Raw genomic sequence first — 25,858 nt, 5'->3', positions numbered from 1 at the left:
CGGATCACCGCTGCTTCGGTAGACCGGGCGGGTTGATCCGCGATTCGGTGACTGCCTCGGTCCGCAGTCCCCAGCGATCGATGACCCGCTGGTAGAGGCCGGACTCGATGGCATGCCGCAGCGCCTTCTGGACGGCGCCGATCAGGCCGTTGTTCTTCTTCGTCAGCACGCCGATCTCGCCTTGCAGCGCCTCGCCCGCGCCGGAGAACGTAGCCACGATCTTGGTCTGGTTCGCCGTGCTCACGTGATAGATCGCGGTCGGATTCGGGCCGAGGTAGCCGTCGAGCCGCTGCGAGGCGAGCGCGAGATAGTAGTCGCTGGTCTTGTCGTAGTAGGCGATCTCGATGGCGGGCAGCCCCTCGGCGCGGTTCTGCTCGTTCCATTTCACCAGGAGCTGTTCCTGGTTGGTTCCGGTGCCGACGCCGATCCGCCTGCCCGCCAGGCTCTTCCGGTCCTGGTACTGGAGATCGCTCTTGGCGGGCACCTCCAGCGCGACGTTGTCGTGGCGGTAGGTGGCGAAGTCGTACTTCTCCTTGCGCTCCTCGGTGACGGTCACGTTCGAGATGAAGGCGTCCACCTCACCGGAGTCGACGCGCACGAAGTTCTGCGACCAATCCGCCACACTCGCGACCAATCGCAGTCCGAGGATGTCGGCGACCAGCGAAGCGAAGTCGACCTCGGAGCCGACCACCGTCTTGTCGTCGGTGGCGTAGAAGCGCAGTGGCGGCGCGGTGCCCGACGCGCCGGTCACCACCAGGGTCCCTCGGTCGCGGATGGCCTGCGGGACCTCGGCGGCGATGGCGTCGACCTTGTCCGCGCGCACGCGGCCGGACTGCTCGGGGGACAGATCGAAGGCGACCGTGCCGTCGGAGGAGACCTGGCGGTCTTCGTCGGGGTCGGTGCCGCACGCGGTGACCAGCAGCGCGGCCGCGGCGAGCGCGGCGGCCATGGCGGGGAACTTCATCGGAAACCTGTTCGTGGAGGGGAGGCTGGGGCGCTGGATGGGACCGGCGTCGCGGCGCTCATCGGACTCGGGACAGAAAGGCGCGGGTGCGCGGATGGCTCGGGTTGTCCAAAACCTCGGCGGGCGTGCCCTGTTCGACGATCACGCCCGCGTCGAGGAAGACCACCGTGTCGGCGACCTCGCGGGCGAAACCGATTTCGTGCGTGACGATCACCAGCGCGGTGCCGTCCTCGGCCAGATCGCGGATCACGTCCAGCACCTCGCCGACCAGCTCGGGATCCAGCGCCGAGGTCGGCTCGTCGAAGAGGATCACCCGCGGCCGCACGGCCAGCGCCCTGGCGATCGCCACCCGCTGCTGCTGTCCGCCGGACAGCCTGCGCGGATAGGCGTCGGCGAGTTCGCCGATGCCGACACGCTCCAGCAGCGCCTTCGCCTCGCGCTCGACCTCGCCGCGGTCCCTGCGCTGGGCCGTGAGCGGCGCGAGGGTGACGTTGTCCAGCACCGTCAGATGCGGGAAGAGGTTGAACTGCTGGAAGACGAAACCGATGCGGGAGCGCTGTTTACGGACCTCGCGATCCGGCAGCGGATACAAGACGTCGCGCCGAAGCCGGTAGCCGATCAGCTCGCCATCGATGTGCACGGTGCCCGCGTCGACCGGCTCCAGGTGGTTGAGCACCCGCAGCAGTGTCGACTTGCCGGAGCCGGACGGGCCGATCACCGCGACCACCTCGCCCGCGCGCACCGTCAGATCGATGCCGTGCAGGATCTCGGTGCGACCGAAGGACTTCCGCACGCCGGTGAGCCGCACGGCGGGCGTCTCGAGCGCGGTCATCGGGTGGCTCCCCGCGGCGCGGCGGAACCCAGCTCGGCGATCTCGCGGACCCTGCGGCGCAGCCTCTGCAGCGGGGTCGGCGGCGGGGTGCGCTGGGCGCCCTTGGCGTAATGGCGCTCGATGTAGTACTGCGCCACCGTGAGAATCGTGGTCAGCACGATGTACCAGACCGTCGCCACCATGAGCAGCGGCACCACCCGGCCGTTGCGGCCGTAGATCACCTGCACCTGGTAGAAGAGCTCCGCGATCGCCATCACCGAGACGATCGAGGTGCCCTTGAACAGGCTGATCACCTCGTTGGTCGCGTTCGGCAGGATCGAGCGCATCGCCTGCGGCACGACGATCGTGCGGAACTGCCGCCAGCGCGGAATCCCCAGCGCCGCCGCCGCTTCCAGTTGACCGGGATCGACCGAGATGAGCCCGGCGCGGATGATCTCGGCCGAATACGCGGCTTGGTGCAGCGCGAGACCGATCACGGCGGCGCTGAATCCGGTGATCACACCGTTGACTTCGAAGGTGAGGAACGCGGGTCCGAACGGAATCCCCAGCGAGAGAGTCTGATACAGGTAAGCGATGTTGAACCAGAACAGCAGCTGCACGATCATCGGAATCGAGCGGAACGCCCAGATGTAGACCCACGCGATCACCCGCAGCACCGGATTGTTCGACAGCCGCGCTACGGCGAGCAGAGTGCCGATGAGGAAACCGAGCGCGGTGCCCCACAGCGTCAGCTCCAGAGTCACCCGCAGCGCTGTCAGCACCGACCGTGCGGTGAAGTACTTCGCGAACGTCGGCCAATCCCAGCCCGGGTTGGTGGCCAGGCCGTGCGCGAATTGGGCGAGCAGCACCAAAGCGGCGGCGCTGATCACCCAGCGCCACGGGTGGTACGTGCGCGCGATTCTGGGGGTGGGTCGAGTGCCGGTTGCCGTGATAGTTGCATTCGGCTGTCCGGCGGCATCCGGGTAACCCGCAGCAGAGGTTGTGACAGACGGGGTTTCGCTGACTGTCGAGCCAGGTCGGTCGGCGGTTTCGCCGAGCCGATCCGGGGGTGCGGCGGGTTGGTTCGCCGCTGTGCCAGGTTCGGCTACGCCCGAGCCGAGCTGGTCGGTGGCAGCACCGCGTCGGTTCGCGGCTGAGCCGAGTCGGTCGCCGGTGGCGGCGGGTCCGCTCACGTCTGAGCTGGGTTGGTTTGCTGTGACGGACCGGTTGGCGGAGCCGGGGGGATCGGCGTCTTCCGCCGCCGCCGCATCGGATGCGAGGGACGCACTCATTTCGGGCCCTTCGGGAGATTCGAACGCGACCGCGCAACGCGCTGGTCACCGCACCCGGCCAGCGACGGGTGCACGGTCTGGCGCTGGATCAGCGCGGACAGCTGGCTGAGGTTCGGCGGCAGGACTCGGTGTGGCGTCGGGTCCGGCGGGCGGCGTTGCGTGGGCGAATCATTCGGTCCTCCATCGTTCCTGGCGGAAGCACCCGCACCCGGTTGTCCGGGGGGTTGCTGCGACGTCGGCGAGCCAGGTCTCTCGGTCGCTCTGGATGGTGTTGCGGACCCCGGTCCGCTCCGGGCGCAGCAGGGGTCGAGCCGAATCATCATGCGGAGCAGGGCATGCGCCGGACAAGGTTAGAAATCAGGGTGAGCGCAGCCCTGGTTCCGGACGGAACGACCGGTGATCATTGCGCGGGTCGGCCGGTCGGCTGCCCGAAAACGCTCTGAGATGCGGGTGCAAGCCGACGCGCCGAAAACTTGCCGATTGCCGAAACGGCTGCTGAGCGAGTTTGCCGGAGTACCGTGTCCTCACCGTGCCGACGATGAGGAGCACCGCTGTGACCCTGTTGCGCCGCTTCACCACTCTCACCGCCGCCGCGACCGGTTCGGTCGCGCTGGCGTTCGGCGTCTGCGCCCCCGCCGTGGCGGCGCCCGCCCCCGCACCCGCCGCACCCTCGGCCGCCACCGAACTGGCGGGCAAACAGCAGGCCGCCGCACCGGGCGACCTGCTCGGCGCCTACCAGTCCACCGTGGAGGCGCTGCGCGGATTCGGGATGGACCCGTTCCTGTACCCGACCGCCGCGGCGTTCTGCGGCAACGGCAGCACCTTCGGTCTGGTGCCCGCCGTCGCGGGCGCGATGCCGGGACCGTGGCCCAAGACCACGGTGTCCATTCCCGGTCTGGATCTGACGGCCGTGAAGTCCGGCCAGACCATGTTCACCTTCGTGCCCTACGGCGTGAACCAGGACAGCCGCAATACCGCGGGGATGCAAGTGGCCTGGCTGAACATCAGCAACGGCCGCAGCGGCATCACCAAAATGGGCCCGCTCGCCGACATCTTCCGCGCGATGATCCCCGCCGAGGTGCCCGCCGACCTGCGCCCGCACGCCGAACGCGCCGTCCAGGAGTTCTTCTTCGCGGCACTCCCCGTCGGCGGCATCCGCGCCGTCCCCGTCGACACCGGCAAGGGCACCGTGCTCGCCGCCGTCTTCGGCACCGTCGACAACGGCAACCAGTCCTGCTTCTTCCTCCCGACCGTCGGTATCACCTCGGTCCCGTAAGGCTCCGGCCTCCGACGACTCCGGCTCGGTCCTGTGACCGAGCCGGAGTCGTCTTCTGCGCCAGCAGGATGTTCCCCGCCACGTCTCGGGTGCAGGGGCGCTGGAAATCGGCGGTAGTGCTCAACGATCCTCGGGTTCGAGGGGTTGATGGGGCGCGCCTGCTCAGGTGGTCTCGGGCAGCGCGCGGCCCTTCCAGCGCAGTGCCCCACGGCTTTTCGCGCGGTGGGAGCGGAGGATCAGGCGCTGATAGGCGGCGACCGATACGGGATGGGCCAGGCCCGCGAGCACGTCGGCGCGGCGGAGGGCGCCGCCGGATTCGAGGGATCGGGCGAGGAGTCGACCGGTGACCGCGGCGGCGTAGCCGAGCGCGCCGGTGCGGCGGGTCGGTCCGCTGCCGAACAGGGCGGCGAGCGGGGGAAGCCAATAACCGAGTGCGAGGGCGGTTCCCACGGCGGCGGCCGCCGCGGGTGAGCCGCCGTAGGCGGACCAGAGCCAGCGCGTGTACCCGGCCTCGATCTCCGCCGCGCCGCGGTACATGCGGGTGCGGGCGAGGTGCCCGGCGGCGACGAGATGGGTGGTGTGGCCGGCGCGGCGGAGGGCGCGGGCGATGTCGAGGTCCTCGACGGGGCTGTGCGCCACCGAGGCGTGCCCGCCGATGGCGCGGTAGGCGGCGGTGTCGAAGGCGAGGAACTGGCCACAGGCGACCGCCGTCGAGGGACGGTGGCCGCGGTTGCCGAGCACGATGGGCAGCGTCGACGCCCAGGACCAGCAGAGCAGCGGCTGCACCAGCGCCTCGGCGATGGACTCGGCTCGCTGCGTCGGCCACGGCGAGACCAAAGCCGCGCCCCGATCGCGAACCGCGCGTGCCGCCGCGGCGATGGCTCGCGGGGCCAGCCGCACATCGGCGTCCAGGAAAACCAGGATCGGCGTGTCGACGGATTCGGAAAGGCGGGCGCACGCGGCGGCTTTGCCGGTCCATCCTGCGGGCGGTTCGGCCTCCGAACGGATGACCTCGAAGCGGGGATCACCCGCGATCGCCTCCCGCGCGGCCGCCGCGGTGCCGTCGGTGGAACCGTCGTCGAGGATCAGCACCCGAAGGCCGGGCACGCCGGTCTGCGCGCGCAGATCGGCGAGCAACGCGGGGAGCCGCTCCGCTTCGTCACGAGCCGGTACGCACACGGTAACCGCCTCGGCCACTTCGGCATTCGCATCCAATCGCGGCGTCGAGAGCCGATTGATCAGCGCGGTACCGCAACCCGCGAGTGCGATGGCCGTGCCGATCCGCACCAGCGCGATCAGCGGAACTGCTTGACCGTCCGCCACCAACGCCGCCAGGAGAACTGGTGCTCGGGAACTTCCGGCGCGGCGGGGTTGCGGTCCATGTACGCCATGGCCGCGACGATGGCGGCGACCGCGAGGGTGATGCCGCCGACGATGCCCGCCCAACCCGCGAACGAGCGCGTGTTCGGGTCGGCGTAGTGGACCTCGGCGAGCACCCTGGACACCTCGCCGGGCGGCAGCTTCCAGGAGACGGTGGAATCGCCCTCGCGGTTACCGTTGGTCTTGGCTACCCGGGCCGGGAACGCGATGGTGAACTGCACGTCGGAGCCGTGCGGCGGCACCGACTTCAGGTCGACCCGCCCCTCCAGGCTGACCAGATCGCCGGTGCGCTTGAAGTTCAGCTGGAACATGCCCTGCGTCTGATCGGACAACATGCCGAGCTGCTGCACCTCACCGAAGGACAGGTCCTCGAAGAACACCTTGCTGCCCAGGTAACCGTCCTGGTTGTAGGGCTCGACCCGCACCTTCGCCGCCAGGGTTTCGGGCGCCTTCAGCTGCGGACCCTTGTCCTCGGGACTCGCGGGCACCACCGCGGCGATGATCCGCCCGGACACCCGGTCGTTGGACGACACACCCATCGACACCTGCACCCGCAGGCACCCCGCCAGCATCGGAGCCAACAGCACGGCGAGCAGCACGCCCGCGGTTACCCGCACCCTGGTACGGGGTGCGCGCGGCGACGGTCGGACCGGAACTTCGGGCATCGTGGCGGCGGGACTCGGTTGCACGGCTCACATCGTGCCAGGCCCGACGTCCGAATCGCCACGCGGCGGGCGCGACACGACGACACACCCCGTCCCGCCTCGCCTGTGCCGGGCCGAATGGATCAGGAGCGGCACGCCGAGCGGCGCCATGCCGAGGGCGCCATACCAGGCCGAGTAGGGAAGATCGAGGAAGACGGCGTGGGCGAGAATGGAGCCGAGCCAGGTCCAGAGGAAGATCGCGACGGGCACGGTCAGCGAGGCGCCGGAGCGGGGTCGGGTGGGGGCGGGCGCGGCGCGGTCCCAGACTTCGAGCAGCAGCGCCATCAGCAGGCCGACGCAGAACCAGCCGAGGTAGTTGGTGAGCGGGATATGGGCCAGGCCCGGCAGCCCGGAATCGGTATCGCACCAGGTCCATTGACCGTCGGCCACCATCTGCGGATCGAGGAACAGGTCCCACCCCACCGCCCCGACCGTGGTGAGGACGACCCGGCCCACGGTCCCGCGGCTGACGATCCCGGCCACGATCCACACTGGATACATCCCGCCGGTCCAGGCCAGCGGCACCAGCAGCGGCACGCCCGCCAGCGACGGCCCGATCCGGTCCTGCGCGTACTCGTAACAGCCGAAGGGGATTCCGGTCGCCACGCCGAGCATCTCGGCGAGCAGGCCGAGCCCCGAGACGATCACCACAAACCCCAGCGCGTACCGAGTTCCGCGCGTCGCGGCGGCATGCGTGAGGGCCGTGCCCGCGGACAACAGCACGATCACCACGGTGATCCGATCCCGCGCCGCGCCCTCGGTGAGCGGATAGCCGATCTGCGCGAGCACGAGCGAGGCCGCGAGCAGCACCGGCACGGGGTGCCGCACCGGCCGAATCATCGACCGAGCCTGTCGCACGCTCTCGTGTTCCGGCGTCCGCATCATCGGGTCCGTCATCGCTTGCGTGCGAAGGGGAACCGCCTGCGCCGAGCGTCGCGCAGGGCGAGCCGCGCCGCCGTCCGTCCGCTGGCGCCCGAGACGCCGCCGCCGGGATGGGTGGACGCCCCCGTCAGATACAGTCCGGGCGCACCGGGCACCCGCTGACCCGAGAGTTCCGGCAGCGGCCGCCACAGCATCATCTGGTCCAGCGACATCTCCACGTGCATCACATTGCCGCCGCGTAGCCCCATCTCCCGTTCCAGGTCGACCGGCGTCTGCACGAACCGCTCGCGCACGCTCGAGGCGAAACCCGGTGCGTACGAGTCGACCTCGGCGATGATCCGATCGCCCTCGCGATCGGCGTGCGCGGCCCAGTCGCTGCCGTCGGCCAGCCGATAGGGATGCCACTGCGCCCACAGCGAGAGCTGGTGCTCGCCCGGCGGCGCGATGCTCGGATCGAGCGCGCTGAAACTCATCGCCAGCACCACCGGCCGCGGCGGCAGATCGCCCGCCAGCGCCGCGCCGTGCGCGCGCCGCAGCTGCGCGCGGTCGGAGACGAGGAATTGCAGGCCGCGCGCGGATGCAGCCGGGGAGGCACCGGGATAACCCGGCAGCGCGTTCGTCGCGACCCGCACCACCATGCCGATGCCGGGCCCGACCCGGATGCGGCGCTGCCAGTCGTCCAGCGTCGCCTCGTCGAATCCGCCCGCGCGCAGCAGGTCCAGCGTGGTCAGGACGTGCGCGCCCGCGATCACCGCGTCGGCGCGCAGGTTCCGCCCGGACGCGGTGCGCACCACCCAGCCCTCGCCCGCGCGCCCGATCGAGGTGACGGCGTCACCCGCCGTCACCGTCGCACCGTCGGCGCGCAGCCGCGCGACCAGCGCCGCGCTCAACGCGCCACTGCCGCCGACCGCCCGCCCCGGCGGCAGCGTGTGCATCAGCGCCGCGAAGCCGACCATCGGCGCCGTGCCCGGTTCCGACATCGGCGGACCGGACTGCGCACCGAACCAGGCCAGCGACGCCTTGAGCCGTTCGTCGCGAAACAAGCTGTCCAGCAACGCGTCACCGGACTGCAGGAACTCCCTGGACAGCGCGCTGCCCCCGGCCTCGGCGTCCAGCCCCCAGAACGAGCGCAGCAGATGACCGGGCCCCGGCGCGCCGCCGAACGCGCGCATCACCCGCGCGCTGCGCGGACCCCACACCGCGACGAACCGCCGATACGCCTCGGCGTCGGCCGTCCCGCACGCCGCCGCGATGGACGCGCAGGTCGCGTCGACGTCGCGGTGGAAGACGAGCGGCGGCCGCCCCTCGGCATCGGCGGGCGTGAAACCCCACGGATCGCAATCGATATAACGCAGTCCGAAGCGCTCCAGCTCGAGCTCCTCGACGATCCCGGTGTGCCGGATCATGATGTGCGCCGAGGAGCCGCGGTCCACCAGGTGTCCCGGGAAACGCTCGACCGTCGACACCGCGCCGCCGAGCACCTCGTCGCGCTCCAGCACCTCGACCCGATGACCCTCGCGCGCCAGATAACAGGCCGCCACCAGGGCGTTGTGGCCGGAACCGACGACCACCACGTTCACAGCGGCAGCCGCCTGCCGAGAATCGCGAAGGGCCGGTTGTCGCCCGCGAAGACGAAATGCCGGATGACGTCGGCGAATCCCTCCCTGCGGTAGAGCCGCCACGCGCGGTTCTCCTCGCCCGCCACCTCCGGCGTGGACAGCAGCACCGCGCTCTCGGTCCGGTCCTGGAGCAGCCTGCGCAGCAGAGTGGCGCCGATGCCGCGGCCCTGCGCGCTCGGGTGCACGTGCAACTCGGTCAGCTCGAAATAGTCCGAAAGCAGTTCGCGCGCCGAATGTTCCGGCCAGCCGGAGCGGCGCATCCCGCTGTGCACCTGCTGGTGCCACCACTGGTGCGGCGCGCCGCGGTAGCCGTAGGCGATGGCGACGATGGGCGAGGTGCGCAGGTCGACGCGGCCGTCCTCGTCGGGAAGCAGCGCGGCGACCGCCTGCCAGCCCGCGCGGGTGGTGTGCTCGGTCCACATCGGCGCGCGATGGTTCTCGGTGCCGCGCGGATAGTCCATCGCGGCGACATAGACCGCTAGCGCGTCGTGCAGCCGGTAGCGCAGATCCGCGACCGAGAGGTCGACGACGACGGGTGCGGGTGAGTGATGTGGCTTGACGGCTGTCATGGCTCTCGTCGGACCGCGCGGACGCGGAAAGTTGTCGGTGGGCGTCACTATATTCAAGCTCAATTCAAACGTTCGAATACCTGTTCGGTCCGCGCGGTGCACGGGGACCAGAGGTGTACGAGTGCGGAGGGACGAGCCGATGAGTCGGATCGAGCAGCCGGGCCAGCCCGGCAAGGCGGGGAAACTGCTGAAGAAGGCCGACGGACTGCTGTTGCAGGCGGCAGGGGAGACCGATCCGCGGGAGCGCTTCCGTACCGCGTACCTCGCCGCGCTGCGCGGCGCGGGCGCGGTGCTCGCGTTCACCGGCGCCGACGCCGCGCCGCGGGCCCGCTCGCGCAACGCTTGGGTGCTGTTGCAGCGCGCCGCGCCCGAGTTCGTCATGTGGGCCGATTACTTCAGCGCGCGCTCGGAACTGCGCGCCGCGCTGGAGGCCGGACTGGACCGCGAAGTGGACGAGCGGCAGGCCGACGAGTTCTCTTCGCGGGTGGGGGCATTCCTGCACGACGTGGAAGATCTGCTGAAGTCGGCCGCCCGGTTGCGGCCCGCGCCGGGATGGGGCGGAGGCATGACCGCTTAGTTATCACCGAGAAGGTGGTACGGCCCTGATCGAACTCGTATCATTGGTGACAGATAGCCGCCAAGGTCGGCTATCTGTCGCCTACCCGGAGGCGACAAGCCACGTCCTAGTGCCGGGGGAGGTACCGTGCCACTCTCCGAGCACGAGCAGCGCATGCTCGAACAGATCGAGAGCGCGCTCTATGCTGAGGATCCGAAGTTCGCCTCGTCCGTCCGCGGCGGACGCCTTCGCTCGACCTCGAGTCGTCGCAGACTCCAGGCCGCGGCCTTGTTCGTCCTCGGTCTGTTTCTACTGGTCGCCGGTATCGCCGCTCCGGTGAAGCCCGGTGGCTTTCCGATCATCAGCCTGATCGGATTCATCGTCATGTTCGGCGCCGGCGTGCTGCTGCTGCTCGGCAATTCCAAGGGCGCCGCCCGTGGCGCGCGTTCCGGCGAGGCGCCCTCCAGCGGGCCGGGCGGTGGCGGATCGAGCGGACATGGGCGTCAGCGCAAGTCCGGTGGTTTCTCCGAACGCATGGAGGATCGCTTCCGGAGACGGTTCGAGCAGGAGTAGCTCGGCTGTAGCCCCGATATCTTCATACGGCAGGCGACGCCGCACCATGCGATGGTGCGGCGTCGCCTGCTCGCGTTCAGGCCCTGCCGCGCCACGGTAGGGGACGCGTCTTCGTAGGTGATCGCCGCACTCGCACCGGCCGTGCGCGGTCTTCGTACGGACTCCCATACGGCTGTTCCTTTGGACGTACCTCCCCCTTCCCCGAGACGGTTCCCACTTCTCCCCACGGCGTCCCCCACCTTCCCCCAGCACCACCCCCGATACGCTCGAGAGCCTTGGCTACCAGGGCGGTTTGCTGGATGTTTCCGGGCCGTCACGCGCCGGTGCCCGCGTGTCGGCACAACATGCAAAAAGTTCCCCACCCCGGTGATAGCTGGGATGACCTGCGAAATCGTCTCGGCGGGGAGCCAGATCACCTCCACTTTCGATTGAAAGTGGGGGAAAGTGGGGTAATGTGGAGCGCGCACTACAGGAGAGGCCATCCAGAGAGGTGATCCAGTAGGGAGGTATCGAGATGTTTCTCGGTACCTACACACCTCGACTGGATGACAAAGGGCGACTCACGTTGCCTGCGAAGTTTCGAGACGATCTGGCGGGAGGGTTGATGGTCACGAAGGGTCAGGACCACAGCCTTGCCGTGTACCCCAAGGAAGAGTTCACCGCGCTCGCTCGACGAGCCGCGGCGGCGTCTCGCAGCAATCCGCAGGCCCGCGCGTTCGTCAGGGCACTCGCGGCCGGAACCGACGAACAGCGTCCGGACGCACAGGGCCGCATCACGTTGTCAGCGGATCATCGGCGCTACGCGAACCTGGACCGGGATTGCGTGGTGATCGGCTCCGTCGACTTCCTCGAGATTTGGGACAAGCAGGCGTGGGAGTCCTACCTCGCCGAGCACGAGGAGGATTACGCGCAAGCGAGAGACGAGTCGCTGGGCGGAATCTTCTAGCCCGAGCGGACGAGTGCCACGCGGCCTCTGCCCGGACGCGGACCCTGGCGTACTTCCCCGACGCCAGGTGCCGTTGTTCGGTCAGAGACCACGGGGCATTCGTTCTCGACAGCAGCTTCTTTATCAAAAGCACTGTGGAACAAGGCGACCCGTGTGCGATGGTCGAACGTTCGGCCACCGGCGCTCGCCATCCGGTGCAAAGCGACGACGCGAGGCAGGATCCGGGAGGTCGAGGTGAACCGCGAACAGGACGGCCCCCGGCATGTCCCGGTTCTCCTGGGCCGAGCCGACGAACTGCTCGGTCCCGCGCTCACCGAGCCCGGCGCCGTCTACGTCGACGCCACCCTCGGCCTCGGCGGTCACGCCGAACACTTCCTGCGCACCTATCCCGAGCTGCGACTGGTCGGGCTGGACAGGGACACGAACGCGCTGCGCTTGGCCGAGGAGCGGCTGCGCCCGTTCGCGGACCGAATCACGTTGGTGCACACCACCTATGACGGCATCGCCGGCGCGCTGACCCAGGCCGGGCTCGATCAGCTCGGCTCGGTGAGCGGCATCCTGATGGACCTCGGCGTCTCCTCGATGCAGCTGGACGAGGCCGACCGCGGGTTCGCCTACTCCGTCGACGCCCCGCTGGACATGCGGATGGATCCGACGACCGGCATCACCGCCGCCGACGTGCTGAACACCTACAGCCACGGCGATCTCGCCAGGGTGCTGAAGACCTACGGCGAGGAGCGTTTCGCGGGGAAGATCGCCTCGGCGGTGGTGCGCCGCCGTCAGCAGCGGCCGTTCACCACGAGCGCCGAACTCGTCGAACTGCTCTACGCGACCATTCCGGCCGCGACAAGGCGGACCGGCGGTCATCCCGCCAAGCGCACTTTCCAGGCGCTGCGAGTGGAGGTGAACGGCGAACTCGACTCGCTACGCGCCGCGCTACCCGCCGCACTGGACTCCCTACGGCTCGGCGGCCGGATCGTGATCATGTCCTACCAGTCGCTGGAGGACAAGGTCGTCAAGCAGGAGCTCGCGCCGCGGATCACCTCGCGCACGCCGGTGGACCTACCGGTCGAATTGCCGGGCATGGGACCGGAATTCCGAATGCTCACCCGCGGCGCCGAGAAGGCGACCGAGCGGGAAATAGACGAGAACCCGCGGGCCGCGCCCGTGCGCATGCGGGCGGCCGAACGGATTCAGGAAAGGGGATGAGGGTGACGACATCGAGCCAGACCTCGAGTGCCGTCGCGCTCATCGGACGTCGGTCCGCGACCGGAGGCGCACCGCGCGCGCCGATCGTCGCGGGCCGCACGACGTCGACGGGGCGGGGGTGTTCTTGCGGAACAGAGGAGGCGACGACACCATGAGTATCCGGACGCGCACGGTCCAGTCGCCGGGCCGGGTCGCCCGTCGCGTGCAGGCTGCCGAGCGGGTCAAATCCGGTGCGGCGCAACGCGCCTACGCCAAGCGCAAGACGCGTGCCGAGCAGCGCGCCGACGCGGGACCGCGGCTGCCGACCCGCCGGTCGGTGATGGCCGCGCGGATACCGTTCGTCGCGGCGATCATCGCGATGCTCGGCTGTGGCCTCGCGCTCACCCTGCTGCTCACCACCAGGGCGGCCGAGGACAGTTACCAGCTCGGTGACGCCAGGGAACTCAACAGGAAGCTCTCCGAGGAGCGCGCCGCGCTGCAGCGCGAGGTCGAGTCCGCCGACTCCGCGCCCGAACTCGCCGCGCGCGCCCGCGAACTGGGCATGATCCCGGCGAAGGATCCGGCCCGGCTGGTGATCGGCCCGGACGGCACCGTGACGGTGATCGGCAAGGAGACCCCGGCGCAGGGCCCGCCCGTGCCGCCGTTGAACGTCACGCCGTCCGCGCGCCCGTCCCCCCAGCCCGGGCACGCCCAGGCGCAGGGTGAGCGCGTCGTGCCGGTGTCGACTACGCCGGGCAGGCCGAGCGCCGAGCAGGCCAACGGCAACACGCCGAGCCCCACACCCGCCGCACCGGCTCCCGGGGCGGTCGCGGTTCAGCCGTCGCCGCTACCTCCGCCGCCCGCCGAGGTGCCGCAACCGGCGGCCCAGAATCCGGCAGCGCCGCAACCCGCGGCCCAGAATCCGGCAGCGGACCCAGCCGCGCCGCAGCCCGCCGCCCAAGAGCCCGCCGTGGCACCGGATCCGGCGCCGCAGCCGGTGGCGCAAGTCCCAGCCGGTCAGCAGCCCGCACCGCCGGGCGCGCAGGTCGCACCGCAAGATCAACCCGGAGGCATCCGATGACCCAGACCAGGCCCGCGCCGCGCAAGCGGCGCGGGCCGGTGGCATCGAGGCCGTCGAGATCGCGCGCCGCCGCCGATCGACCCGTTCGGCTGCGCCTCGGAGTCGGCCGGATCGTCATGCTGGTCGCGTTGGCCGTCGTCGTGCTCCAATTGCTGTGGATCCAAGGTATTTCCGCCCCCGGACTCTCGGCGCAGGCGGCCAGTCAGCGCACCGTGCGGCTGACCGACCAGGCCACCCGCGGCCCGATCACCGACCGCAACGGCAAGTCGCTCGCCTTCACCACCACCGCCGTGGAACTGCACTTCCAGCCCGTGCGGGTGCGCAAGGATCTGGAGGACGCGAAGGCCAAGAGCGACAAGGCTCCCGACCCGGACGAGCGGCTGCAAGCCATCGCCAAGACCATTCACGAGAAGCTGGGCAAGAACGCGCCGGCGGAATCGGCGTTGCTCGACAAACTGCGCAGTGACGAGACGTTCGTCTATCTGGCGCGCAATGTCGACCCGCGTGTCGCGACGGACATCACCGTGCAGTTCCCGGAGGTGGGCGCGGATTCGCAGCCGCGGCGCGAGTACCCGGGCGGATCGCTGGCCGCCAACATCCTCGGCGCCACCGGGTGGGACGGGCACGGCCTGATCGGCCTGGAATCCTCGCTGGACTCGGTGCTCGCGGGCACCGACGGCTCGCACACCTACGACCGCGGTTCGGACGGCGCCGTCATTCCCGGCAGCTGGCGCGACAAGCAGCCCGCCGTGAACGGCCACGGCGTCGAGCTCACCCTCGACTCCGATCTGCAGTACTACGTGCAGCAGCAGGTGCAGCAGGCCAGGCAGATGTCCGGCGCCCAGGGCGCCTCGGCGGTGGTCCTGGACGCCAAGACGGGCCAGGTGCTCGCCATGGCCAACGACAGCACGTTCAACCCGACGCTGGGCCCGCAGAACTGGAGCTCGGCCAAGACGAGCAACCCGTCGGTGAGCGACCCGTTCGAACCCGGCTCGGTGAACAAGATCGTCACCGCGGCCGCGGCCATCGAATACGGGCTGACGCACCCCGACGAGGTCCATCAGGTCCCCGGCTCGATCCGGATGGCGGGCGTCACCGTCGGCGACGCCTGGGGCCACGGCGTGGCGCCGTACACGACCACCGGCATCTTCGCGAAGTCGTCCAACGTCGGCACCCTGATGCTGGCCCAGCGCGTCGGCGAGGATCGCTACGCGGACATGCTGTACCGCTTCGGCCTCGGCCAGCGCACCGGCGTCGGCCTGCCGGGCGAGACCGGAGGCCAGGTACCGTCGCGTGATCAGTGGTCCGGCGGCACCTTCGCCAATCTGCCCATCGGACAGGGCCTTTCGATGTCCACGCTACAGATGACGGGAATGTACCAGGCCATCGCGAACGACGGCCTGCGCATCCCGCCGCGCATCGTGAGGGCCGAGATCGCACCGGACGGCGCTCGCACCGAAGAGCCCCAGCCGGAGGGCGTGCGGGTGGTCAGCCCGCAGACCGCGCAGACGCTGCGGCACATGTTCCAAGCCGTCGTGCAGCGCGATCCGATGAACGCCGACCAGAACGGCACCGGTTGGCCCGCCGCGATCGAGGGCTACCGGATCGCGGGCAAGACCGGCACAGCGCAGAAGATCGATCCGGGTTGCAAGTGCTACTCGTCCTCCAGCTACTGGATCACCTTCGCGGGCATGGCCCCCGCCGACAACCCGCGGTACGTGATCGGCATGATGCTGGACAACCCGGTGCGCAGCTCCGACGGCAGCGGCGGCCAGTCCGCGGCGCCGCTGTTCCACAGCATCGCGTCGTGGGCGCTGCAGCGCGACCGGATCCCACCGTCGACCGCGCCCGCGGAGAAGTTCGTCCTGCAGGCCGGTGTGTGATTCCGGCATTGTCGAACGTGGTATTTCGCCCGCCCCGGCGCGCCATCGGCGCGGCAACACCGAGGCGCGTTGTTCACCGATGAGTCAGCGTCGGTAACCTGACTCGTCACCAGCAATCCGTGCCGTCTACAGATGTCCTGTCAGAGAGGAGCGAGGTGCCCGCGCAGTCCAGCCAGCCCGTGCTGCGGCCGGTCGACCCGCCGTCGACACCGCTGACCACCGTGCTGGAGCTGACCGGCGCCCGCCCGTCGGCGACGGTTCCCGGCGATCTCGTGGTCACCGGAATCGAGCAGCGTTCGAACGCGGTGCGGCCCGGCGATCTGTTCGCCGCGCTGCCCGGCTCGCAGTCGCACGGCGCGCGCTTCGCCGCCGACGCCGTCGCGCGCGGCGCGGTGGCCGTGTTCACCGACGCCGAGGGGGCCGCGCTGGCCGGGGAACTCGGCGTTCCCGTGCTGGTGCGCGAACGGCCGCGCGAGGTGCTCGGCGAACTCTCCGCGGCCCTGTACGGCAACCCCTCCGAGCGCCTGCGCATCGTCGGCATCACCGGCACCTCCGGCAAGACCACCACCTCCTATCTGGTGGAGGCGGGCCTGGCGGCGGGCGGCCTGTCCACGGCGCTGATCGGCACCATCGAGACCAGGATCGGCGGCCGCCGGGTGCCGAGCGCGCTGACCACCCCCGAGGCGCCGCAGCTGCACGCGATGTTCGCGCTGATGGTCGAGCAGGGCGTGGACGCGGTGGTGATGGAGGTGTCCAGCCACGCGCTGGCGCTCGGCCGGGTCGACGGCGTGCGCTTCGCGGTGGGCGCGTTCACCAATCTGTCCCAGGATCACCTGGACTTCCACGCCGATTTCGAGGACTACTTCGGCGCCAAGCGCAGGCTGTTCGAGCCGGGCTCGGCCGTCGCCGCGCGCACCGCGGTGATCTGCGTCGACGACGAGTGGGGCCGCAGGCTGGCCGCGAGCCTGCCCGCGCCGACCACGGTCGCGACCACCGGACCCGCGGACTGGCACGTGGCGGGCGCGGTCGCCGCGCACGGCCCGGAGCAGCGGTTCACCGCCGCCGGTCCGGACACGAATGTCGATGTGCGCCTTCGTCTTCCCGGCCGCTACAACGTCGCCAACGCGCTGCTCGCGGTGGCCGTGTGCGCTGCCGCCGGTGTCGATCCCGCCGCTGCCGCGGCCGCGCTGGCCGCCGTCGACGTGCCGGGCCGGATGCAGCGCGTCGAGCGCGGCCAGGACTTCCTCGCCGTGGTGGACTACGCGCACAAGCCCGCGGCGCTGGAGTCGGTGATCGCCACCCTGCGCGTGCACCTGGCCGCCGACAACCCGGCCGCGCCCGGGCGCCTGGCCGTGGTGGTCGGCGCGGGCGGCGATCGCGACGCGGGTAAGCGACCGCTGATGGGCGAGGTCGCGGCCAGGGGCGCCGACCTGCTCGTCATCACCGACGACAACCCGCGTTCGGAGGACCCCGCCACGATCCGGGCCGCGATCGGCGCCGGCGCGCTGGCCGTGCCCGCCGACGAGCGCGGCGAGGTCCGCGAGATCGGCGACCGGGCCGCGGCCATCGCCGCCGCGGTGGACTGGGCACGGCCCGGCGACGCCGTGCTGATCGCGGGCAAGGGCCACGAGACGGGCCAGGAGATCCAGGGTGTGAAACACCCTTTCGACGATCGCGATGTCGTGGCGGACGCCTTGTCGCGCAAGGTGGCCGCGGAGGCGCGGGCATGAACTTTCAGGCGGCACAGCATGTTCAGCGAGCACAGCGAAGTCCGCACGGGACGGACGCGGAGGACTTGACGGTTTCATGATCGAGATGACACTGCGGGAGATCGCGGAGGTCGTCGGCGGCACGCTGCACGACGTACCCGACCCGGAGGCGCGAGTCACCGGTTCGGTCGAATTCGATTCGCGCCGAATCGGTTCCGGTGGTCTCTTCCTGGCCCTGCCGGGTGAGCGAGCCGACGGACACGAGTACGCGACGGCCGCGGTGGCCGCGGGCGCCGTGGCGGTGCTCGCCGCGCGCCCGGTCGGCGTGCCCGCCATCGTGGTGACCCCGAGCCCGGGCAGGGTGCCCGCGACTTCCGTTGCCCTGACCCATGATTCGGACGGCTCCGGCGCCGCGGTGCTGGCCGCGCTCGCCGCGTTGGCGCGCGCCAGCGTCGAACGGCTTGCCGCGGCGGGAGCGACGGGCCCGGAGGCGGTAGCGCAGCGTGACCACGCAGGGACCCGCGAGCGCCGCCAATCGGACACGGCCGAAGGCAGCCTGACGGTCGTCGGGGTCACCGGTTCCTCCGGCAAGACCTCGACCAAGGACCTGCTCGCCGCGGTGCTCGCGCCGCTCGGCCCGGTCGTCGCGCCGCCCGGTTCGTTCAACAACGAGCTCGGCCACCCCTGGACCGCGCTGCGCGCCGACGAGAAGACGCGATTCCTGGTGCTCGAGCTGTCCGCGCGCGGGCCTGGTCACATCGCCGCGCTCGCCCGGGTCGCGCCGCCGAGCATCGGCGTCGTGCTCAATGTCGGCACCGCGCACCTCGGCGAGTTCGGCAGCCGCGAGGCCATCGCGCAGACCAAGGGCGAACTCGTCGAGGCGCTGCCCGAGACCGGTCTGGCCGTGCTCAACGCCGACGACCAGCAGGTGGCCGCGATGGCGAGTCGGACGAAAGCCAAGGTGGTTCGAGTCGGGCAGGCCGCCAACGCCGACATCAGGGCCACCGACGTGCGCCTCGATTCCGAGGCGCGCGCCGGGTTCACGCTGCACACCCCGGCGGGCAGCACGCCGATCCAGCTGGCCGTGCACGGCGAGCATCAGGTCGGCAACGCGCTGTCCGCCGTCGCGGTCGCGCTGGCCTGCGGCGCCGACCTGGACACCATCGCGCAGGCGCTGTCCGGCGCCCAGCGGGTGTCGGAGCGCCGGATGGACGTGCGCACCACCGCCGACGGCGTCACCGTCGTCAACGACTCCTACAACGCCAACCCCGACTCGGTGCGCGCCGCGCTCAAGGCGCTGGTGACGATGTCGCGCGCGGGCGACGAGCCGCGGCGTAGCTGGGCCGTGCTCGGCGAGATGGCCGAACTCGGCGAGGAATCCGTGATCGAGCACGACGGCATCGGCAGGCTCGCGGTGCGTCTCGACGTGGACCGTCTCGTCGTCGTCGGCACCGGAAGGCCCTCCCGCGCGATGCACCAGGGAGCGGTGATGGAAGGCTCATGGGGCGAGGAGTCGGTCCTCGTGCCCGATATCGGCGCGGCCATCGCGCTGCTCGACGACGAGGTCGAAGCGGGCGATGTGGTGCTGGTCAAGGCGTCCAAGTCGGTCGGCCTCTGGGCGGTCGCCGAACACTTGACCGGCGCGGAACGTGCCACGGGGCGCGGGGGCAGTAGCGCGGAGGCAGGGCAGTGAGCGAGCGGAGCGAACGAACAATGGGCACAGCGGCCTTCGGTCGAACGACCGAGCCGAGTGTTAGCGAGGCGCGGTCGTGAGACAGATTCTCTTCGCGGCGGCGATCGCGCTCGCGGTGTCGATCCTGCTGACCCCGCTGCTGATCAAGTTCTTCGCCAAGCAGGGCTTCGGCCAGGAGATCCGGGTCGACGGCCCGGCCAGCCACCAGGCCAAGCGCGGCACGCCCACCATGGGCGGCGTCGCCATCCTGATCGGTATGTGGGCCGGTTACCTCGGCTCCCACCTGATCGGCATCGGCTACGACGCCGAGGGACCGACCGCGTCGGGCATGCTCGTCCTCGGACTGGCCACCGCGCTGGGCGCCGTCGGCTTCACCGACGACTTCATCAAGCTGCGCAAGCAGCGCAACCTCGGTCTCACCGCCGCGGGCAAGTACATCGGCCAGCTCACCTCGGCCGTCATCTTCGGTGTGCTCGCGCTCCAGTTCCGCGGCGAGAACGGTTTGACGCCCGCCAGCCGCCACCTGTCCTACGTGCGCGACATCAACACGGTGTCGGCCGGGGTGATCATCTTCCTGGCGTTCGTGTGCTTCGTGGTCGTCGCCTGGTCCAACGTCGTGAATCTCACCGACGGTCTGGACGGACTCGCCGCGGGCTCGATGAGCCTGGTGCTCGGCGGCTACGTGATCATCACGTTCTGGCAGTACTACCACGCGTGCGCGACCAAGCCCGAGACCGGTTGCTACAACGTGCGCGACCCGCTGGACCTCGCGCTGGTCTGCGCGGCGGGCGCCGCGGCGTGCATCGGCTTCCTGTGGTGGAACGCCGCGCCCGCCAAGATCTTCATGGGCGACACCGGGTCGCTGGCGCTCGGCGGTCTGCTGGCGGGCATCTCGATCACCACCCGCACCGAGCTGCTGATGATCGTGATGGGCGCGCTGTTCGTCGCCGAGGGCGTGTCGGTGGTGTTGCAGGTGGCGGTCTTCCGCACCACCCGCAACCGGCTGTTCAAGATGGCGCCGTTCCATCATCACTTCGAGCTCAGCAAATGGGCCGAGACGACTGTGATCATTCGGTTCTGGCTCTTGGCCGCCATGGCCTCCGCAGTCGGCCTCGGTCTGTTCTACAGCGAATACCTCTCCGCGGTCGGGTGAACTAGCGATGGTCGAACATTCTCCGCGGGCCCTGCGATCTCCGGGGCCCATGCTCGAATTCCTCCGTGGCCGTGACGTGCTCGTCGCGGGCTGGGGCGTCTCCGGCCGCTCGCTGGTGGAACCGCTGCGCGATATCGGCGCGCATCCGGTTGTCACCGACGCGGGCGCGAAGGCGCTCGCCGAGGCGTCCGAACTCGGCCTGGAGGTGGCCACCTGCGTCGACCTGGAGTCGGCCGATCTGAGCCGCTTCGCGCTGGTGATCACCAGCCCGGGCTGGCGGCCGGACTCGCCGGTCCTGGTCTCCGCGGTCACCGAGGGCATCCCGGTGTGGGGCGACGTCGAATTCGCCTGGTGGGTCGATCAAGCCAGGATCTACGGGCCGGTCCGCAAGTGGCTGGTCATCACCGGGACCAACGGCAAGACCACCACCACCCAGATGACCCACGCCATCCTGCGCGCCGCGGGCATCGCCAGCGTCGCCTGCGGCAACATCGGCACCCCGATCCTGGACGCGCTGCGCCGCAATCCCGGCCCGCAGGTGCTCGCGGTGGAACTGTCCTCGTTCCAGCTGCACTGGGCGCCGTCGGTGCGGCCGGAGGCCGGCGTCGTGCTGAATGTGGCCGAGGATCACCTGGATTGGCACGGCGGCCTGGACGCCTACGCGGCCGCCAAGGCGCGGGCGCTGGTCGGGCGGGTCGGCGTGGTCGGCCTGGACGATCCGGTGGCGGCCTCGCTGGCCCGTCGCTCCAAGGCCCGCCGCACCGTCGGCTTCCGCATCGGCGTGCCCGCCGACGGCGAACTCGGCGTGGTGGACGGCAAACTGCTCGATCGCGCGTTCACCAAGGCCGCGATTCTCGCCGAGGTCGGCGACATCAGCCCGCAGGGACCGGCGGGCGTCGCCGACGCGCTGGCCGCCGCCGCGCTGACCAGGGCCATCGACGTGGCGCCGCAGTTCGTCAAGGAGGGACTGCAGGAGCACAAGGTCGGCCCGCACCGGGCGGCCTTCGTGCGCGAGCTGGCCGGCGTCGATTTCATCGATGACTCCAAAGCCACGAATCCGCACGCCGCGCGATCGTCGATCCTGGCGCACCCGCACGTCATCTGGATCGCGGGCGGGCAGCTCAAGGGCGCCGGTGTGGAAGACCTGATCGAGGAGGTCGCCGACCGGCTCGTCGCCGCGGTGCTCATCGGGTCCGACGCGCCGGTGCTCGCGGCCGCGTTGGCGCGACACGCGCCCGAGGTCCCGGTCGTCGAGGTGCGCGCGGGGGACGATGCTGTGATGGCTGACGACCCGTCGAGATCCGACAAGGCCGACGCCGTCATGGCGCAAGCCGTCCGCGCCGCCGCCGAATTCGCCCGCTCGGGTGACACCGTGCTGCTGGCGCCCGCGGCGGCCTCCCTCGATATGTTCGCCGATTACACCCACCGCGGACGCAGTTTCGCCACCGCGGTGCACACGCTGGAAGACGGTGACATCGGGCGGCGGCTATGACGGAGACGACGCGAGTGCCCGCGGCCAGGTTCGTTGCTTGGCTGGCGCGCCCGCTCGCGTCGTTCCATCTGATCGTCACCATCGCCACCCTGCTCACCGTGCTCGGACTGGTGATGGTGCTGTCGGCCTCCAGCGTCGAGGCCTATGCCGAACGCGGATCGGCGTACTCGCTGTTCGTCCAGCAGGCTATGTTCGCCGCCATCGGCTGCGTGCTGTTCTATGTCGCGCTGCGCATTCCGATGCGCAGGCTGCGGCAGTGGTCGTTCCCGGTGTTCGCGCTGTCGGTGCTCGCGTTGGTGCTGGTGCTGATTCCCGGCATCGGCAGCGAGGTGCAGGGCTCGCGGCGCTGGATCGACCTCGGCGCGGTGTCGGTGCAGCCCTCCGAAATCGTCAAGGTGACGCTGGTCGTGTGGGGCGCGCACCTGCTCGCCTCGCGCCGGTCGGAGCAGGCGGCGCTGAAAGACATTCTGGTGCCGCTGGTTCCGGCGGGCATGCTGGTGTGTCTGCTCGTGGTGCTCGAGCCCAACCTGTCCACCACCATCGCGCTCGGCATCGTGCTCGCGGCGCTGCTGTGGTTCGGCGGGCTGCCGGTGCGGCTGTTCGTCACCATCGCGGTGTCCGGCGTCGTGGCCGCGGCGGTGCTCGCCCTCTCCGCGGGTTATCGCTCGGACCGCATGCGCGCCTTCTTCAATCCCGGCGAGGACCCGCAGGGCATCGGCTATCAGGCGCGGCAGGCGCAGTACTCGCTGGCCGACGGCGGCATCTGGGGCCGCGGGCTCGGGCAGAGCCGGGCCAAGTGGAGCTACCTGCCCAACTCGCACAACGACTTCATCTTTGCCATCATCGGCGAGGAACTCGGCTTTCTCGGCTGCGCGCTGGTGCTCGGGCTGTTCGCGCTGTTCGTCTACACCGGTCTGCGCATCGCCAGCCGGTCGGTGGACCCGTTCCTGCGGCTGCTCACCGCGACCGCGACCACCTGGATCACCGCGCAGGCGCTGATCAACGTCGGTTACGTCGTCGGCTTGCTTCCGGTGACCGGTCTGCAGCTGCCGCTGGTCTCGGCGGGCGGTTCCTCGCTGGCCATTACGTTGTTCATGTTCGGCATCATCGCCAACGCCGCACGGCACGAGCCGGAGGCGGTGTCGGCGCTGCAGGCCGGGCAGGACGGGCGGTTCAGCCGTCTGCTCCGACTACCCAAGCCCGAGGTGTACTCGCCCGCCAAGGCGGAGGCGGCCAGGGCGCGCAACGCCGCCAAGGCCGCCGCGCAGCGGGCCCGCACCGAGCGGTCCAAGTCGCGCCAAGCGCCGCCGCGGCGCGGACAATCCGGCGGGCAGCCGCGACGCCGCTCGCCGGAGAGCCGGGGCACCAGTTCGCTGCGTGCCACCAGGGCTTGGGAGCCGAACTATCCGATGCCACACGCTAGAGAACGGGGAAGATCCAGGTGAATGCGGGACCCGGGAGTACCGCCGACGCAACACAGCGGTCCGCGAAGGGATCCGGGCTTTCGGTGATCGTGGCGGGCGGTGGCACGGCCGGACATGTCGAACCGGCCCTCGCCGTGGCGGACGCGCTGCGGCGCCTCGACGATTCGATCCGGGTGACGGCACTGGGCACCGAACGCGGTCTGGAGACCCGGCTGGTGCCCGAGCGCGGCTATCCGCTCGAGCTGATCCCGCCGGTGCCGTTGCCGCGCAAGCCGACCGCGGATCTGCTGCGGCTGCCCGGCCGGGTGCGCGCCGCGGTGGCCCAGACCAGGGCCGTCATCGATATGGTGCGGGCCGACGTCGTCATCGGCTTCGGCGGCTATGTCGCGCTGCCCGCCTACCTGGCCGCGGGCCGGGGAGTGCTGCGGCGCAGGCGCGCGGTGCCGGTCGTCGTGCACGAGGCCAACGCGAAGGCGGGCATCGCGAACAAGGTCGGCGCCCGGCGCGCCGCGCGGGTGCTCGCCGCGGTGCCGGATTCCGGCCTGCCGCGCGCCGAGGTGGTCGGCATCCCGGTCCGCGAGGCCATCACCTCGCTGGATCGCCCGGCGCTGCGCGCCGAGGCCCGCGCGCACTTCGGCCTGCCCGCCGAGGGGCCGGTGCTGCTGGTGTTCGGCGGATCGCAGGGCGCGCGCAGCCTGAACGAGGCGGTGTCGGGCGCCGCGCCGCAGCTGGCGGCGGCGGGCGTCTCGGTGCTGCACGCGCACGGCCCGAAGAACACGCTCGAGGTCGCCGCGGGCGACGACGCCGCGCGCTACGTGGCGGTGCCGTATCTGTCCAGGATGGATCTGGCCTACGCCGCCGCCGACGCGGTGGTGTGCCGGTCCGGCGCGATGACGGTCGCCGAGGTGTCCGCCGTCGGCCTGCCCGCGTTCTACGTGCCGCTGCCGCACGGCAACGGCGAACAGGAATTCAATGCCCGTCCCGTGGTCGCACAGGGCGGTGGCAGAATTGTCCCCGATGCCGAACTGTCCGCGAAGTACGTGATCGACGAGGTGATACCGCTGCTCATGGACCCCGCACGGTTGACCGAGATGGGCCGCGCCGCGGCAGGCGCCGGGCACCGCGACGCCGCCGACGAAGTGGCGCGGATCGTGGTGGAATTGGGGCGGGGCCGATGACCGACGAGCGTTCGGCACTGCCGCCCGAGCTGGAGCGGGTGCACATGGTGGGCATCGGCGGCGCCGGGATGTCCGGCATCGCCCGCATCCTGCTCTCCCGCGGCGGCTCGGTGTCGGGTTCGGACGCCAAGGAGAGCCGCGGCGTGCTCGCGCTGCGTGCTCGCGGCGCGCAGGTCAACATCGGTCACGACGCGGCGGCGCTCGATCTGCTGCCCGGCGGCCCGACCGCGGTGGTGACCACCTACGCGGCCATCCCGAAGACCAATCCCGAGCTGGTGGAAGCGAATCGGCGCGACATCCCGGTGCTGCTCCGCCCCGCGGTGCTGGCCTCGCTGATGCGCGGGCACCGCACCCTGCTCGTCTCGGGCACGCACGGCAAGACGTCGACGACCTCGATGCTGATCGTCTCGCTGCAGCACTGCGGCCTGGATCCGTCCTTCGCGGTCGGCGGCGAACTCAACGAGGCGGGCACCAACGCCCACCACGGCACCGGCGAGGTCTTCGTGGCCGAGGCCGACGAGAGCGACGGCTCGCTGCTGCAGTACGACCCCGACGTCGCGGTGGTCACCAACATCGAGTCCGATCACCTCGACTTCTTCGGCACCGACGCCGCCTACGTGCAGGTCTTCGACGATTTCGCGGACCGGCTCGCCGCGGGCGGCCTGCTGGTGGTGTGCCTGGACGATCCGGGCTCACGGGCGCTGGCCGAGCGGGTCGGAACCCGTTTGGCGGACAAGGGCGTTCGGGTGCTCGGCTACGGCTCCGGCGAACTCGCCGACGCCCCGGTCCCGGTCGGCGTCCGGCTGCACAGCTGGGAGCCGCGCGACGTGGGCGGGCTCGCTCAATTCCAGCTGGCCGACGAACCCGCGCCGCGCACGCTGCGACTCTCGGTGCCTGGGCGGCACATGGCGCTCAACGCGCTGGCCGCGCTGCTCGCGGCTCGGGCGGCGGGCGCCGACGTGGACGAGATCCTCCAGGGCCTGGAGGGTTTCGGCGGCGTGCACCGGCGGTTCCAGTTCGTCGGCAGGGAGAACGGCGTGCGGGTCTTCGACGACTACGCGCACCATCCCACCGAGGTGCGCGCGGTGCTCGGCGCCGCGGCCGAACTGGTGCAGCAGGAGGCGCGCGACGGCGCGCGGTCGCGCCAGGGCCGGGTGATCGTGGTCTTCCAGCCGCACCTGTACAGCCGCACCGCCACCTTCGCCGAGGACTTCGGCCTCGCGCTGAGCCTGGCCGACGAGGTCGTCGTGCTGGACGTCTACGGCGCGCGGGAGAAGCCGCTGCCCGGCGTGAACGGTGCGCTCGTCGCCCAGTCGGTCACCAAACCCGTGCATTACCAACCGGATATGTCCCGGGTCGGACGCCAGGTGGCCGGGCTCGCGCTGCCGGGCGATGTCGTGATCACGATGGGCGCGGGCGATGTCACCATGCTCGGCAGCCAGATACTCGACGGGCTACGGGCGCGTCCCCAGTACGGGCGGTGAG

General features: G+C 70.7%; 22 protein-coding genes and 1 riboswitch. Of the genes, 14 read left to right on the top strand and 8 right to left on the bottom strand.

Features of this window, described 5'->3' with window-relative positions; all coding sequences use genetic code 11:
• Positions 1 to 4 precede the first annotated feature (4 nt).
• Genes T333_RS15235 through T333_RS15225 form a run of 3 tightly spaced genes read right to left on the bottom strand, consistent with a single transcriptional unit; the run spans position 5 to position 2,728 of the window.
• Positions 5 to 964 carry an ABC transporter substrate-binding protein gene (locus T333_RS15235; RefSeq protein WP_496424847.1) on the bottom strand — a complete coding sequence of 320 codons (960 nt, stop codon included), beginning with the start codon at positions 962 to 964 and terminating at the stop codon, positions 5 to 7.
• A 58-nt stretch (positions 965 to 1,022) separates the two neighbouring features.
• Positions 1,023 to 1,796: an amino acid ABC transporter ATP-binding protein gene (locus T333_RS15230; RefSeq protein WP_496424846.1), complete on the bottom strand. Its 774-nt coding sequence runs from the start codon at positions 1,794 to 1,796 to the stop codon at positions 1,023 to 1,025.
• Positions 1,793 to 2,728, bottom strand: a complete 936-nt coding sequence (locus T333_RS15225; RefSeq protein ID WP_496425302.1) for an amino acid ABC transporter permease — start codon at positions 2,726 to 2,728, stop codon at positions 1,793 to 1,795. The genes T333_RS15230 and T333_RS15225 overlap by 4 nt, the downstream gene beginning before the upstream one ends.
• A 516-nt stretch (positions 2,729 to 3,244) precedes the next feature.
• Positions 3,245 to 3,339: riboswitch (SAM riboswitch) on the bottom strand.
• Positions 3,340 to 3,605: 266 nt separating this feature from the next.
• On the opposite strand from T333_RS15225, the gene T333_RS15220 reads away from it, so the two are divergent.
• The gene (locus T333_RS15220; protein WP_496424845.1) at positions 3,606 to 4,343 is read left to right on the top strand and encodes a hypothetical protein; all 738 of its coding nucleotides are present in this window, start codon (positions 3,606 to 3,608) and stop codon (positions 4,341 to 4,343) included.
• Positions 4,344 to 4,505: 162 nt separating this feature from the next.
• Here T333_RS15220 and T333_RS15215 read toward each other — a convergent pair whose 3' ends face one another.
• The 5 genes from T333_RS15215 to T333_RS15195 are packed head-to-tail and all read right to left on the bottom strand — an operon-like array spanning position 4,506 to position 9,497.
• Positions 4,506 to 5,666, bottom strand: a complete 1,161-nt coding sequence (locus tag T333_RS15215) for a glycosyltransferase family 2 protein (protein WP_496424844.1) — start codon at positions 5,664 to 5,666, stop codon at positions 4,506 to 4,508.
• Positions 5,639 to 6,388 (bottom strand): LppM family (lipo)protein, encoded by a 750-nt coding sequence (locus T333_RS15210; protein WP_496425301.1) that lies wholly within the window; start codon positions 6,386 to 6,388, stop codon positions 5,639 to 5,641. The genes T333_RS15215 and T333_RS15210 overlap by 28 nt, the downstream gene beginning before the upstream one ends.
• Positions 6,389 to 6,415: 27 nt before the next feature.
• A complete protein-coding gene (locus T333_RS15205; RefSeq protein WP_357254799.1) occupies positions 6,416 to 7,267 on the bottom strand; it encodes a carotenoid biosynthesis protein in 852 nt (283 codons plus the stop codon).
• 53 nt (positions 7,268 to 7,320) lie between these two features.
• Positions 7,321 to 8,889 carry a phytoene desaturase family protein gene (locus T333_RS15200; protein WP_496424843.1) on the bottom strand — a complete coding sequence of 523 codons (1,569 nt, stop codon included), beginning with the start codon at positions 8,887 to 8,889 and terminating at the stop codon, positions 7,321 to 7,323.
• Complete coding sequence (locus T333_RS15195; RefSeq protein WP_355004247.1) at positions 8,886 to 9,497, bottom strand: GNAT family N-acetyltransferase; 612 nt, start codon at positions 9,495 to 9,497, stop codon at positions 8,886 to 8,888. Before T333_RS15195 ends, T333_RS15200 begins: the two co-directional genes overlap by 4 nt.
• Positions 9,498 to 9,636: 139 nt before the next feature.
• Between T333_RS15195 and T333_RS15190 the strand changes: the two genes are divergently transcribed.
• The 13 genes from T333_RS15190 to murC all read left to right on the top strand — a co-directional run bounded on the left by T333_RS15190 (position 9,637) and on the right by murC (position 25,857).
• Positions 9,637 to 10,074: an SAV_6107 family HEPN domain-containing protein gene (locus T333_RS15190; RefSeq protein WP_355004248.1), complete on the top strand. Its 438-nt coding sequence runs from the start codon at positions 9,637 to 9,639 to the stop codon at positions 10,072 to 10,074.
• A 126-nt stretch (positions 10,075 to 10,200) separates the two neighbouring features.
• Positions 10,201 to 10,626, top strand: coding sequence for an SCO2097 family morphological protein (locus tag T333_RS15185; RefSeq protein ID WP_355004249.1), 426 nt, complete (start codon positions 10,201 to 10,203; stop codon positions 10,624 to 10,626).
• A 514-nt stretch (positions 10,627 to 11,140) separates the two neighbouring features.
• Positions 11,141 to 11,572 (top strand): division/cell wall cluster transcriptional repressor MraZ, encoded by a 432-nt coding sequence (mraZ, locus tag T333_RS15180; RefSeq protein WP_067785767.1) that lies wholly within the window; start codon positions 11,141 to 11,143, stop codon positions 11,570 to 11,572.
• Positions 11,573 to 11,791: 219 nt separating this feature from the next.
• Positions 11,792 to 12,781, top strand: coding sequence for a 16S rRNA (cytosine(1402)-N(4))-methyltransferase RsmH (gene rsmH / locus T333_RS15175; protein WP_355004296.1), 990 nt, complete (start codon positions 11,792 to 11,794; stop codon positions 12,779 to 12,781).
• Positions 12,782 to 12,932: 151 nt separating this feature from the next.
• A complete protein-coding gene (gene ftsL / locus T333_RS15170) occupies positions 12,933 to 13,841 on the top strand; it encodes a cell division protein FtsL (protein ID WP_357254806.1) in 909 nt (302 codons plus the stop codon).
• Entirely contained in the window at positions 13,838 to 15,724 is a 1,887-nt protein-coding gene (locus T333_RS15165; RefSeq protein WP_496424842.1) for a peptidoglycan D,D-transpeptidase FtsI family protein, read from the top strand. Before ftsL ends, T333_RS15165 begins: the two co-directional genes overlap by 4 nt.
• A gap of 155 nt (positions 15,725 to 15,879) precedes the next feature.
• Positions 15,880 to 17,454 carry a UDP-N-acetylmuramoyl-L-alanyl-D-glutamate--2,6-diaminopimelate ligase gene (locus tag T333_RS15160; RefSeq protein ID WP_357254810.1) on the top strand — a complete coding sequence of 525 codons (1,575 nt, stop codon included), beginning with the start codon at positions 15,880 to 15,882 and terminating at the stop codon, positions 17,452 to 17,454.
• Positions 17,455 to 17,530: 76 nt separating this feature from the next.
• Positions 17,531 to 19,126, top strand: a complete 1,596-nt coding sequence (locus T333_RS15155) for a UDP-N-acetylmuramoyl-tripeptide--D-alanyl-D-alanine ligase (RefSeq protein WP_496424841.1) — start codon at positions 17,531 to 17,533, stop codon at positions 19,124 to 19,126.
• A 76-nt stretch (positions 19,127 to 19,202) separates the two neighbouring features.
• Complete coding sequence (gene mraY / locus T333_RS15150) at positions 19,203 to 20,279, top strand: phospho-N-acetylmuramoyl-pentapeptide-transferase (protein WP_067849178.1); 1,077 nt, start codon at positions 19,203 to 19,205, stop codon at positions 20,277 to 20,279.
• A 49-nt stretch (positions 20,280 to 20,328) separates the two neighbouring features.
• Entirely contained in the window at positions 20,329 to 21,771 is a 1,443-nt protein-coding gene (gene murD, locus T333_RS15145; RefSeq protein WP_355004254.1) for a UDP-N-acetylmuramoyl-L-alanine--D-glutamate ligase, read from the top strand.
• Positions 21,768 to 23,216, top strand: a complete 1,449-nt coding sequence (ftsW, locus tag T333_RS15140) for a putative lipid II flippase FtsW (protein ID WP_355004255.1) — start codon at positions 21,768 to 21,770, stop codon at positions 23,214 to 23,216. The genes murD and ftsW overlap by 4 nt, the downstream gene beginning before the upstream one ends.
• Positions 23,213 to 24,373, top strand: a complete 1,161-nt coding sequence (gene murG, locus T333_RS15135; RefSeq protein WP_355004256.1) for an undecaprenyldiphospho-muramoylpentapeptide beta-N-acetylglucosaminyltransferase — start codon at positions 23,213 to 23,215, stop codon at positions 24,371 to 24,373. The genes ftsW and murG overlap by 4 nt, the downstream gene beginning before the upstream one ends.
• The gene (gene murC, locus T333_RS15130) at positions 24,370 to 25,857 is read left to right on the top strand and encodes a UDP-N-acetylmuramate--L-alanine ligase (protein ID WP_355004257.1); all 1,488 of its coding nucleotides are present in this window, start codon (positions 24,370 to 24,372) and stop codon (positions 25,855 to 25,857) included. The genes murG and murC overlap by 4 nt, the downstream gene beginning before the upstream one ends.
• The last annotated feature ends 1 nt before the right edge of the window (position 25,858 follow it).

Source organism: Nocardia sp. CNS-044 (assembly GCF_059570515.1).
This window is presented reverse-complemented; position numbering and strand designations above follow the sequence as displayed.

Excerpts from the sequence above, each read along its gene's own strand:
- T333_RS15235 (WP_496424847.1), bottom strand. The coding sequence starts at position 964 with ATGAAGTTCCCCGCCATGGCCGCCGCGCTCGCCGCGGCCGCGCTGCTG.
- T333_RS15230 (WP_496424846.1), bottom strand. The coding sequence starts at position 1,796 with ATGACCGCGCTCGAGACGCCCGCCGTGCGGCTCACCGGCGTGCGGAAG.
- T333_RS15220 (WP_496424845.1), top strand. The coding sequence starts at position 3,606 with ATGAGGAGCACCGCTGTGACCCTGTTGCGCCGCTTCACCACTCTCACC.
- T333_RS15210 (WP_496425301.1), bottom strand. The coding sequence starts at position 6,388 with ATGCCCGAAGTTCCGGTCCGACCGTCGCCGCGCGCACCCCGTACCAGG.
- T333_RS15205 (WP_357254799.1), bottom strand. The coding sequence starts at position 7,267 with ATGATTCGGCCGGTGCGGCACCCCGTGCCGGTGCTGCTCGCGGCCTCG.
- T333_RS15195 (WP_355004247.1), bottom strand. The coding sequence starts at position 9,497 with ATGACAGCCGTCAAGCCACATCACTCACCCGCACCCGTCGTCGTCGAC.
- T333_RS15190 (WP_355004248.1), top strand. The coding sequence starts at position 9,637 with ATGAGTCGGATCGAGCAGCCGGGCCAGCCCGGCAAGGCGGGGAAACTG.
- mraZ (WP_067785767.1), top strand. The coding sequence starts at position 11,141 with ATGTTTCTCGGTACCTACACACCTCGACTGGATGACAAAGGGCGACTC.
- ftsL (WP_357254806.1), top strand. The coding sequence starts at position 12,933 with ATGAGTATCCGGACGCGCACGGTCCAGTCGCCGGGCCGGGTCGCCCGT.
- T333_RS15165 (WP_496424842.1), top strand. The coding sequence starts at position 13,838 with ATGACCCAGACCAGGCCCGCGCCGCGCAAGCGGCGCGGGCCGGTGGCA.
- T333_RS15155 (WP_496424841.1), top strand. The coding sequence starts at position 17,531 with ATGATCGAGATGACACTGCGGGAGATCGCGGAGGTCGTCGGCGGCACG.
- murD (WP_355004254.1), top strand. The coding sequence starts at position 20,329 with ATGCTCGAATTCCTCCGTGGCCGTGACGTGCTCGTCGCGGGCTGGGGC.
- ftsW (WP_355004255.1), top strand. The coding sequence starts at position 21,768 with ATGACGGAGACGACGCGAGTGCCCGCGGCCAGGTTCGTTGCTTGGCTG.
- murC (WP_355004257.1), top strand. The coding sequence starts at position 24,370 with ATGACCGACGAGCGTTCGGCACTGCCGCCCGAGCTGGAGCGGGTGCAC.